This is a genomic window from Caulobacter sp. AP07 (assembly GCF_000281955.1).
GTDB lineage: Bacteria > Pseudomonadota > Alphaproteobacteria > Caulobacterales > Caulobacteraceae > Caulobacter.
The window spans coordinates 16,269-27,421 of the sequence record NZ_AKKF01000237.1; the positions used below are offsets into that span (position 1 = coordinate 16,269).

The following is an 11,153-nucleotide window of genomic DNA, read 5'->3' on the forward strand; positions in this document are numbered from 1 at the left end:
GGCTCTTTGGCTGTTTTTCGGCGGTGATTGCGCGGCCCGCAGGTGGCATGCGAGGCGCATCGGGTCAAGCAAAGCCGCCCCCGCCCTTGCCCGCTCAGTCCCGCGCCGTTACCTGATAGCCACGCCCCGGACCCACCGGGCGGCAACCGAAGGCTTACCCCTTGGCGGACCTGTCGTTCTTTTCGCCCTATCGCCACGGCTTCGTCCGCGTCGCGACGGCGACGCCGAAGGTCAAGCTCGCCGATCCGGCCGCCAACGCCCAGCGGGTGCTGGACCTGGTGCGCCAGGGCGACGCGGCAGGCGTCGCGGTCATGGCCTTTCCGGAGCTGGGCCTGACGGGCTACGCCATCGACGACCTGCTTCAGCAGGACGCCCTGCTCGACGCCGTCGAGGCGGCGATCGCGGTGCTGGCCCAGGCCAGCAAGGACCTGGCCCCGCTGTTCGTGGTCGGCGCGCCGCTGCGCGACGGGGGGGGGCTCTACAACACCGCCGTGGCCATCCAGGGCGGACGGGTGCGAGGGGTGATCCCCAAGACCTTCCTGCCCAACTATCGCGAATTCTACGAGCGCCGCTGGTTCACCCCCGGGGCCGGCGTGGTCGGCCGCACCCTGACCCTGGCCGGCCAGGCCGTCCCGTTCGGGACCGACGTGCTGCTGCGCGCCCCGGGTGGTCCGGGCGGCGACACGGCCTTCACGGTCGGCGTCGAGATCTGCGAGGACGTCTGGACCCCGACCCCGCCCAGCACCGCCCAGGCCATGGCCGGGGCCGAGATCCTGCTGAACCTGTCGGCCAGCAACATCACCATCGGCAAGTCCGAGACCCGCCGCCTGCTGTGCGCCAGCCAGTCGGCGCGGGCCATCGCGGCCTATGTCTATTCGGCGGCGGGGGCGGGCGAGAGCTCCACCGACCTGGCGTGGGACGGCCATGTCGACATCCACGAGCTGGGAAACCTGCTGGCCGAGACGCCGCGCTTCTCGACCGGACCGGTGATGGCCATGGCCGACGTCGATGTCGGCCGCATCCGCCAGGAGCGTATGCGGATGGTCAGCTTCGGCGACGCCGCGACCCTGTCGCCGCCGGCCACGCCGTTCCGGATCGCCGCCTTCGACTTCGTCCCGCCGGCCGGCGACCTGGCCCTGCTGCGGACGGTCGAGCGCTTCCCGTTCACCCCGTCCGACCCGGCCAAGCTGCGCGAGAACTGCTACGAGGCCTACAATATCCAGGTCCAGGGCCTGGCCCGGCGGGTCGAGGCCTCGGGTCTGTCGAAGCTGGTGATCGGCGTCTCGGGCGGGCTCGACTCGACCCACGCCCTGATCGTCGCCGCCAGGGTCATGGATCAGCTGGGTCTGCCGCGGGCCAACGTCCTGGCCTACACCCTGCCGGGCTTCGCCACCTCCGACCGCACCAAGGCCAATGCCTGGGCGTTGATGAAGGCGATGGGCGTCAGCGCGGCCGAGATCGACATCCGCCCGGCCGCCCGGCAACTGCTGGCCGACCTCGACCACCCGTTCGCCAAGGGCGAGCCGGTCTATGACGTGACGTTCGAGAACGTCCAGGCCGGGTTGCGCACCGACTACCTGTTCCGCCTGGCCAACCATCACCACGGCATGGTGGTGGGCACCGGCGACCTGTCGGAACTGGCCCTGGGTTGGTGCACCTACGGGGTCGGCGACCAGATGAGCCACTACAACCCCAATTCCGGGGTGCCCAAGACCCTGATCCAGCACCTGATCCGCTTCGTGGCGGCCTCGGGCGACGTGGACGCGGCGACCGGCGACCTGCTCGAGGACATCCTGGCCACCGAGATCTCGCCCGAACTGGTGCCGGGCAAGGAGGTCCAGGCCACCGAGAGCTTCGTCGGTCCCTACGCCCTGCAGGACTTCAACCTCTACTACATGACCCGCTACGGCATGGCGCCGTCGAAGATCGCCTTCCTGGCCTGGAGCGCCTGGCATGACGCCGCCGCCGGCGGCTGGCCGGTCGGCACGCCCGACGCCGCGCGCAAGGCCTACGACCTGGCCGAGATCAAGCGCTGGCTGGAGCTGTTCCTGAAGCGGTTCTTCGCCAACCAGTTCAAGCGTTCGGCCATGCCCAACGGCCCGAAGATCTCGTCCGGCGGGGCCCTGTCGCCGCGCGGCGACTGGCGGATGCCGTCCGACGCCACGGCCGACACCTGGCTGGCGGAACTGCGGGCCGGGACGCCGACTTGAGTTTTGACGCAACCATTGCGAGAGTTATGGCGATCACGGGGTCGGATGGGCTGGAATCAGGCATGACGATGCGTCACGAAGCGGCGTCGCGAGCGATCCCGTGACCGCCATCTATCCCGTGATCCTGTGCGGTGGTTCCGGCACGCGCCTGTGGCCGGCCTCGCGGGCCGACCGCCCCAAGCAGTTCCTGAAGCTGCTGGGTCCCCATTCGAGTTTCCAGGAAACCCTGCTGCGGGTGAGGGACCTGGCCGAGGCGCGCGATATCATCGTCGTCACCGGCGCGACCATGGTCGACCTGGTGCGCGAGCAGGCCGAGGAGATCGGGGCCTCGATCATGGTGCTGGTCGAGCCGCAGGCCCGCAATTCCGCGCCGGCCGCCGCCGCCGCCGCCGTCTATGTCGAGCGCCTGGACCCCGACGGGGTGATGCTGATGCTGGCGGCTGACCACCATGTCGGCGAGCCCGAGGCCTTTCGCGAAGCGTCGCGCGTCGCGGCCGCGGCGGCGGGCCTGGGCCTGATCGTCACCTTCGGCGTGCGCCCCACCGGTCCAGCCACGGGCTTCGGCTACATCCGTCCTGGCGCGCCGGCCGGCGAGGGCGTGTTCCGTGTCGCGGCCTTCGTCGAGAAGCCCGACCTCGAGACCGCCCGGCGCTACGTGGCCGACGGCTATCTCTGGAACAGCGGCAATTTCGCCTTCCAGGCCGCGACCCTGCTCGGCGAGTTGCGACGGTTCGAGCCCAGTGTCGCCGAAGGGGCCCGCGACGCCTGGGCCGAGGCGGTGGCGGAGCCGGGCGTCGTCCGCCTCGACGCGGCCGGATTCGCCCGCGCGGCCAGTATCTCGCTCGATTACGCGGTGATGGAACGCACGGACATGGCCGCCGTGGTGCCCGCCGTGTTCAGCTGGTCGGACCTGGGGGCCTGGGACGCGATCTGGGGCGCCTCGCCGCAGGACGGCGCCGGCAACGCCGCCCAGGGCGACGTCACCCTGGTCAACACCACCGGCGTGCTGGCCCGCTCGACCGGTCCGTTCGTCGGGGTCATCGGGGTCAGCGACCTGATGATCGTCGCCGAACTGGACGCGGTCCTGGTCTGCCGGCGCGACGACGCTCAGGCGGTCAAGCTGCTGGTCGATGGTCTCAAGGCCAAGGGGCGCGACCTGGCCCAACGCCATGTCTCGTCGGTTGGCGATGGCGTGGAACGTCAGCGCCTGGTCCAAACCGATCTCGCCAGTGTCGAGGTCTGGCGGTTCGTGGTCGGGGCGTCCGCGACCTTGCCGCCCTCGACCGTCCAAGTGCTGGACGGCGCGTTGACGGGCGAGGCGACCTTGGCGGCCGGCGACCATCGGGACCTGGCGGCCCAGGCCAGGGTCACCGCGATCCAGGCGGCGACGATGCTGGTCACGACCTGGCGCTGATCGCCCGGTCGAGCTCCAGGATCGCGCAGACGATGTGATAGAACGAGCTGGCGGGCGCATCCTCCTCGACGAAGGTCCCGTCCGCCCGCAGCTTGTCGCGCCACAGACCCTTCACCGGCGTGTCGAAATACTTGATCAGGCCCTCGGCGCCGGCGGCGACGGTCGCCCACCAGCGCGGGTCGCCGGTCACCTCGGCGGCCAGGACGCCGGCCTTGATCCGCTCGGTCTGGGCCCAGAGGCGGGCGATGTCGTCGTGCGCGTTCATGTCGTCGAGCAGGGCGAAGATCGCCACGCCGCGGGCCGGGTCCACCCCGGGGCCGTCACCGATCGCGATCATCCGCAGCGCCGCCTGGACCGCGTCGTCGCGGCCGGCCAGCTTGCCCCAGCGCAGCAGCAGCCAGGCCCATTCGAACTGGTGGCCGGGCTCGATGACGCGCCCGGCGACGCCCGGGGCCGGATTCCAGTCGCCGTCGTAATATTCGCGCAGGCCGCCGCTGACGGGGTCGATGAACTTGTCCAGGGCCAGTTCGGCGATCTCGTCGGCCATCGCCCGCCAGCCGGCCTCGCCGCCGCCGACCTCGATCCAGGCCAGGCTGGCCTCGAACAGGTGCATGTGCGGGTTTGAAAGCAGTGGCAGGCTGCGCGGGACGCTTTCCTCGAAGCCGGCCACCGGATGCTTCAGGTCGGCATACAGCCTGTCGCGAAGCTGGGCGGCGAGGACGGGCAGGTCCGTCCGCTCGGGCAGCGTCCGGGCGGCCATGGCCAGGCCGAACAGGCCGAAGGCCTGGTCGTAGAGATCGACCTTGTCGTCCAGCGGCGCGCCGTCGCTGGCCACCAGGGTGCGCATGAAGCCGTCCGGGCGACGGTACTTGGCCAGGTAGAAGTCCAGCCCATGGTTCAAGGCCTGCTTCCAGGGGCCCGCCCAGCCGAGCAGGCCGGCCACCGCGTAGGAATAGATCTGCCGCGGCTGCACCCGCGCCCGGCGCGGCGCCTCCACCGGCGTTCCGTCCTGGGCGATCTTCTCGAAGAAGCCGCCCTTCACGTGGTCGGCGCCGACTTCCCACCACAGGGGGAAGGCGTGATCCAGGGCCCAGGCCTTGAGGTCGTCACGCAGGCGTTCGGCGTCGGCGCGGGTGTTGGTCATCTGCTGCTCCGTGGTCCGGCCCCTTCTAGGCGAAGCGCCCGCCGCCCGCCAAGCGCCCCTCGCCGTGCCGGAGGCGTCCGGCCCGGAAATCCTGGCGTGTCCGGGCCCGGCGAGCTAAACGAGCCCAAATCCCCAAGAATAAAGCGCGCGGACCCATGCAAATCTTCCTCGACAGCACCGACACCAAGATCATCGCCGACCTGGCCTCCACCGGCCTGGTGGACGGGGTGACCACCAACCCGACCCTGATCGCCAAGTCGGGCCGTCCGATGCTCGAGGTGATCGCCGAGATCTGCGACCTGGTGCCCGGCCCGATCAGCGCCGAAGTCGCCGCCACCACCCACGAGGCGATGATCGCCGAGGGCCGCAAGCTGGCCGCCATCGCCCCGAACGTCGTGGTCAAGGTGCCGCTGACCCGCGACGGCCTGATCGCCACCGCCGCCTTCGCCGGCGAGGGCATCTCGACCAATGTCACCCTGTGCTTCTCGCCGACCCAGGCCCTGCTGGCCGCCAAGGCCGGCGCGACCTACGTCTCGCCGTTCATCGGCCGCCTGGACGACTACGGCTTCGACGGCATGGACCTGATCCGCGACATCCGCGCCATCTACGACAACTACGGCTACGAGACCGAGATCCTGGCCGCCTCGGTGCGCAACGTCGCCCACGTCAAGGATGCGGCCATCGTCGGCGCCGACGTGGTGACCATCCCGCCGGCGGTGTTCGCCGACCTGTTCAAGCATCCGCTGACCGACAAGGGCCTGGAGCAGTTCCTGAAGGATTGGGCCGGCACCGGCCAATCGATCCTCTAGAAGGCCAAGACCACTGAAATACCGCGCGGCCCCGGAGTGATCCGGGGCCGTTGCATTTTGCGACCGCGAAGACTGTTCGCAATTGCGAGTTCGTGCGTTAGGGTCTCGGTAACCCACGCGGAGCGCGCCATGAACGCCGCTGATATCGCCGTCGAGATCTGTATCGCCTCCGCCGAGGAAGCCCTGCGCTTTTCCGGTTTCGTGCAGGCCTTCCTGTCGCGCAACGGCTTTCCGTTCGTGATCATCCACAACGCCCCGGAACTGGGCGGCGAGCGCCGCAAGGTGGTGTTCGAGGACGCTTCGGTGAGCCGAAAGTTCGCCCGCGAGTGGCGGATGGACCGCCTGGCGGCCTGCGGGGCCTAGACGGTCGGGCCGGGCCGGAAAACGCCTGTGGTCAAGCTCGCGTAACGCCGTTGGCGCTTTCGCGAAACCGGCCTAGATAGGGAGATCATTTCTCTCTGTCGCCGAGTTGCGCCATGAACAACCCCAAATATGCCCTGCCTCCGGTCGCCGATTCCGCGCTCGACCTGATCGGCCGCACGCCGATGATCGAGGTCCGCAACCTCGACACCGGGCCGTGCCGGCTGTTCCTGAAGCTGGAGAACCAGAACCCCGGCGGCTCGATCAAGGACCGCGTGGCCCGCTCGATGATCGAGGCGGCCGAGGCCGACGGCAGCCTCAAGCCCGGCGGCACGATCATCGAGGCGACGGCCGGCAACACCGGCCTGGGCCTGGCCCAGGTGGCCACCCTCAAGGGCTACAAGCTGATCCTGATCGTTCCCGACAAGATGGCGCGGGAGAAGATCCTGCACCTGCGGGCCATGGGCGTCGACGTGCGCCTGACCCGCAGCGACGTTGGCAAGGGCCACCCGGAATACTACCAGGACATGGCCCAGACCCTGGCCCAGTCGATCCCCGGCTCGATCTACGTCAACCAGTTCGAGAACCCGGCCAACCCCCGGGCCCACGAGACCACCACGGCGCCGGAGATCTTCGAGCAGATGGGCGGCGACATCGACGCGGTGGTGGTCGGCGTCGGCTCCGGCGGCACCCTGACCGGCATCGGCCGCTACATGGCCGAGCACTCGCCCAAGACCCGGATGGTGCTGGCCGATCCGGTCGGCTCGATCCTCTGCGAGTACGTGGCCACCGGCAGCTACGGCGAGGCCGGCTCGTGGATCGTTGAGGGCATCGGCGAGGACTTCATCCCGGCCGTGGCCGACATGAGCCTGGTGCGCGAGGCCTATTCGATCAGCGACCGCGAGAGCGTCGACACCGCCCGCCTGCTGCTGCGCAAGGAGGGCATCCTGGCCGGCTCGTCTTCGGGCACCCTGCTGGCCGCCGCCCTGCGCTACTGCCAGGCGCAGACCGAGTCGAAGCGGGTGGTGACCCTGGTCTGCGATACCGGCTCCAAGTACCTGACCAAGATGTTCAACGACATGTGGCTGGCCGCCCACGGCTTCGACCAGCGCGAGCTGCATGGCGACCTGCGCGACCTGATCGCCAAGCGCTACGCCGACGGCGGCGTGGTGGCGATCGGGCCCGAGGACACCCTGCTGACCGCCTATAACCGCATGCGCAACGGCGACATCAGCCAGCTGCCCGTGGTCGATCACGGCAAGCTGGTCGGCATCCTTGACGAGAGCGACATCCTGGCCGCCGTCGAGGGTGTCGTCGACGACGACCGCGGTCCGAAGTTCAAGACCCTGGTGAGCGCGGCCATGACCAGGGCGGTCAACACCCTGCAGTCGACCCAGGGCGTCGACGCCCTGCCGGAAGTGTTCGACCGCGACGAGGTGGCCCTGGTCTGCGACGGCGACGAGTTCGTCGGGGTGATCACCCGCGTCGACCTGATCAATCACCTGCGGATGAGCGCCTAGTTCAGAGCGCCATCCGACAAGCCCACACGCTTGTCGGATCGCCGCGTCAGCACCACTCTCTGCTCCGCGCCCGTCGAACGGCGAGGGCGGCCCAAGGACTTTCCATGACCGACATCCCCGGCAAGAACCGCCTGGCCTTCGCCACCCGCACGATCCATGGCGGCCAGTTCCCCGACCCGACGACCGGGGCGGTGATGGTGCCGATCTACGCGACCTCGACCTATGTCCAGTCCAGCCCGGGCGAACACAAGGGCTTCGAGTACAGCCGCAGCCACAACCCCACCCGTTTCGCCTTCGAGCGCTGCATCGCCGACCTGGAGAGCGGCACGGCGGGCTTCGCCTTCGCCTCGGGCCTGGCGGCGGCCTCGACGATCCTGGAGATCCTCGACAGCGGCGCGCACGTGATCGCCAGCGACGACCTCTATGGCGGCTCGTTCCGGCTGTTCGACAAGGTGCGCAAGCGCTCGGCCGGACTGAAGTTCAGCTTTGTCGACATGGGCGACCTGGCGGCGATCGAAGCGGCCATCACGCCCGAGACCCGGATGATCTGGGTCGAGACCCCGACCAATCCGATGCTGCGCCTGGCCGATCTCTCGGCCATCGCCGCCCTGGCCAAGACGCGCGGCCTGATCACCGTGGCCGACAACACCTTCGCCAGCCCGTTCGTGCAGCGGCCGCTGGAACTGGGCTTCGACGTGGTCATGCACTCGGCCACCAAGTACCTGAACGGCCACTCCGACGTGGTGGCGGGCGTGGCGGTGGTCGGCGACAACGCCGAGATCGCCGAGAAGCTGAAGTTCCTGCAGAACGCGGTCGGCGCGGTGCTCGGCCCGTTCGACAGCTTCCTGGCGCTGCGCGGCGTCAAGACCCTGGCCCTGCGCATGCAGCGGGCCTGCGACAGCGCCCTGGCGATCGCCAAGTGGCTGTCGACCCGCTCGGACGTGGCCAGGGTGATCTATCCCGGCCTGCCCACCCACCCGCAGCATGACCTGGCCAGGCGCCAGATGCTGGGGGGCTTTGGCGGCATTATCTCGGTGGAGCTGAAGGGCGATATCGACACCGCCCGGCGGATGCTGGAGCGCACGCGACTGTTCACGCTGGCCGAAAGCCTGGGTGGGGTCGAAAGCCTGATCGAGCATCCGGCGATCATGACCCACGCCTCGATCCCGGCCGATCAGCGCGCGGCGCTGGGCATCTCCGACACCCTGATCAGGCTTTCGGTGGGGATTGAGGACTGCGAGGACCTGATTGCCGACCTTTCCGAGGCGCTCTCAGCCTGAACAGGTGGTGATCCTTGTCGCCGGGCATCACCGGTGACGGGTCGGGGGCCTTGGACGGACGCGGTGGCGGCAGGATCCGGGCCGGGTCCTCGGCCAGCAGGTGGGCGGCCAGCATCAGGTCGGTCCTGACCGGGCCGAAGTCCTCCTTGGCCGTCCAGACCCGGATCGCGGCCTGGGCGAACACCTCCGACAGGTCGACCACCTCGATCATCGGGGCCGGGTCCTTGCGCACCCGCGGATCGTTCTCGGCCCGCTCGCGCATCTTCTGCAGCACGGCGACCAGGTCGGTCTTCAGGGGCACCTTGAACAGCACGTCGGCCCGCCGGTTGCGGTGGGTCGAGTAGTTGAGGATGACGTCGCCGAACACCTTGCTGTTGGGGATCATCACCTTGACGTTGTCGGGGGTGGCGATCTCGGTGAACAGCAGGTCCAGCGACTTGACCGTGCCCTGGCGGGTGACCGTCTCGATGACGTCGCCGACCTTGTAGGGGCGGAACAGCAGGATCATCACCCCGGCCGCCACGTTCGACAGCGCGCCCTGCAAGGCCAGGCCGATGGCCAGGGAGGCCGCGCCCAGCACGGCGATGATCGAGGTGGCCTGCACGCCCAGTTGCTGCAGCACGGCGACCAGGCCCACGGCGACGACGGCGTAGCGGACCAGGGACGAGACGAAGCTTTCCAGGGTCGGATCGGGATTGGTGCGATGCACCCGGCCCAGGGTTCGGCGCGCCACGCCCGCCAGCCAGCCGGCCATCCAGAAGGTGACGGCCAGGATCAGGGCGGCGACGATCAGGTTGACGGCCACCTTGCCCAGCCAGTCGATGAAATGGCCCAGCATCGTCTCGTCGGCCTTGACGTTGGCGAGCGCGGGCAGCTTGGCGTCCGGCGGGATCAGGGTCGGTTTGGTCTGCATGGGTCTCTCGATGGCGCCCCCGCGTCCGGCGGTCAACGATCGCGGCCCCGGAGCGTTCCGCCAGAGCAAGCTCTAGATTTTTGTATTCGCATCGTTTTCGCGGAAAACCGGTCTCCACTTTTCCGCGCGATGCTCCAGGCGCCGCTTCGCCATCCGGAAACAGTCGGTTACATCAATTGGCTCGAACTCGCCGCCATCCGTCTCTATGAGCGCCGCCCATGAGCATGCCCTTCATCGACCTCGCCGCGCAGCAGCGCCGGATCCGCAGGCAAATCGACACCGCCATCGCCGGTGTCCTCGACAGCGGCGCCTATGTCATGGGCCCGCAGGTGCGCGAGTTCGAGGCCAAGCTGGCGGCGTTCGGCCAGGCGAAGCTGGCCCTGTCGTGCGCCAACGGCACCGACGCCATCGCCCTGCCGCTGATGGCCTGGGGGATCGGACCCGGCGACGCGGTGTTCTGCCCGTCCTTCACCTTCGCCGCCACGCCGGAAGTCGTGCCGTGGGTCGGGGCGACGCCGGTGTTCGTCGACGTTCTGGAGGACACCTTCAACCTCGATCCGGCCAAGCTGGAAGCCGCCATCGCCGACGTGAAGGCCAAGGGCGAGCTCGCGCCGAAGGTGGTGATCGCCGTCGACCTGTTCGGCCAGCCGGCCGACTATCCGGCCATCAAGGCCATCTGCGACCGCGAAGGCCTGAAGCTGATCTCCGACAGCGCCCAGGGCTTCGGCTGCACCCTGAACGGCCATCACCCGCTGCACTGGGCCGACGTCGCCACCACCAGCTTCTTCCCGGCCAAGCCGCTGGGCTGCTACGGCGACGGCGGGGCGGTGCTGACCAACGACCAGGAACTCTGGGACCTGATGGACAGCTTCCGGGTGCACGGCAAGGCCGTGGCGCCCGACCTGGTCGGCCGCACCTTCGACCACGACACCAAGTACCTCAACACCCGCATCGGCATGAACTCGCGGCTGGACACGATCCAGGCGGCGATCCTGATCGAGAAGCTGGCGATCTTCCAGGAGGAGATCGATCTGCGCCAGGCGGTGGCGAACCGCTACGCCGAGGGCCTGAAGGGCGCGGTGCTGGCGACGCCCCGGGTGATCGACGGCGGCGTCTCGGTCTGGGCCCAGTACGTGATCGAGCACGCCAACCGCGACGGCCTGGCCGCGCATCTCAAGACCCAGGGCATCCCGACGGCGGTCTATTATCCCGTGCCGATGCACGTTCAGGCGCCCTATGCCGGTTTCCCGCGCGGGGCCGGCGGCCTGCCGGTCACCGAGGCCAAGGCCGAGACCGTACTGGCCCTGCCGATGCATCCCTATCTGGGCGAGGGTGATCAACAAAAGATCATCGAGGCGATCCGCGCCTTTAACGGTTAGGCTGCGCCGTAATCGCGCCTCACCCCTGGGTAATGTGGCGATGAAGTTGATTCGAAGGTTCAGATGCACGATCCGGTGACGTCGTTCGTAGTCGCGGTGTTCAGCACGCCCGGCGCCGCCCTGA

General features: G+C 69.0%; 9 protein-coding genes. 7 read left to right on the forward strand and 2 right to left on the reverse strand.

All coding sequences use genetic code 11. The annotated features are described in order from the left end of the window. Positions 1-161 precede the first annotated feature (161 nt). Both PMI01_RS21010 and PMI01_RS21015 read left to right on the forward strand, forming a co-directional pair. Positions 162-2,210 (forward strand): NAD(+) synthase, encoded by a 2,049-nt coding sequence (locus tag PMI01_RS21010; RefSeq protein WP_007673835.1) that lies wholly within the window; start codon positions 162-164, stop codon positions 2,208-2,210. 100 nt (positions 2,211-2,310) lie between these two features. Then, positions 2,311-3,624, forward strand: coding sequence for a mannose-1-phosphate guanylyltransferase (locus tag PMI01_RS21015; RefSeq protein ID WP_007673837.1), 1,314 nt, complete (start codon positions 2,311-2,313; stop codon positions 3,622-3,624). Here PMI01_RS21015 and PMI01_RS21020 read toward each other — a convergent pair. Continuing rightward, complete coding sequence (locus PMI01_RS21020) at positions 3,608-4,768, reverse strand: AGE family epimerase/isomerase (protein ID WP_007673839.1); 1,161 nt, start codon at positions 4,766-4,768, stop codon at positions 3,608-3,610. The genes PMI01_RS21015 and PMI01_RS21020 overlap by 17 nt on opposite strands. 155 nt (positions 4,769-4,923) lie before the next feature. Here PMI01_RS21020 and fsa point away from each other — a divergent pair, with 155 nt between their 5' ends. The 4 genes from fsa (at position 4,924) to PMI01_RS21040 (ending at position 8,737) form a co-directional block, all read left to right on the forward strand. Continuing rightward, positions 4,924-5,577 (forward strand): fructose-6-phosphate aldolase, encoded by a 654-nt coding sequence (gene fsa, locus PMI01_RS21025; protein ID WP_007673842.1) that lies wholly within the window; start codon positions 4,924-4,926, stop codon positions 5,575-5,577. A 129-nt stretch (positions 5,578-5,706) separates the two neighbouring features. Then, positions 5,707-5,940 carry a hypothetical protein gene (locus PMI01_RS21030; protein ID WP_007673861.1) on the forward strand — a complete coding sequence of 78 codons (234 nt, stop codon included), beginning with the start codon at positions 5,707-5,709 and terminating at the stop codon, positions 5,938-5,940. A gap of 113 nt (positions 5,941-6,053) precedes the next feature. Beyond that, positions 6,054-7,457, forward strand: a complete 1,404-nt coding sequence (locus tag PMI01_RS21035) for a pyridoxal-phosphate dependent enzyme (RefSeq protein ID WP_007673864.1) — start codon at positions 6,054-6,056, stop codon at positions 7,455-7,457. 104 nt (positions 7,458-7,561) lie between these two features. After that, positions 7,562-8,737: a trans-sulfuration enzyme family protein gene (locus PMI01_RS21040; protein ID WP_007673868.1), complete on the forward strand. Its 1,176-nt coding sequence runs from the start codon at positions 7,562-7,564 to the stop codon at positions 8,735-8,737. Here the strand turns inward: PMI01_RS21040 and PMI01_RS21045 are convergent. After that, positions 8,667-9,650: a mechanosensitive ion channel family protein gene (locus PMI01_RS21045; protein WP_007673871.1), complete on the reverse strand. Its 984-nt coding sequence runs from the start codon at positions 9,648-9,650 to the stop codon at positions 8,667-8,669. The genes PMI01_RS21040 and PMI01_RS21045 overlap by 71 nt on opposite strands. Positions 9,651-9,868: 218 nt before the next feature. Between PMI01_RS21045 and PMI01_RS21050 the strand changes: the two genes are divergently transcribed. Continuing rightward, the gene (locus PMI01_RS21050; RefSeq protein WP_007673873.1) at positions 9,869-11,029 is read left to right on the forward strand and encodes a DegT/DnrJ/EryC1/StrS family aminotransferase; all 1,161 of its coding nucleotides are present in this window, start codon (positions 9,869-9,871) and stop codon (positions 11,027-11,029) included. Positions 11,030-11,153: the final 124 nt, after the last annotated feature.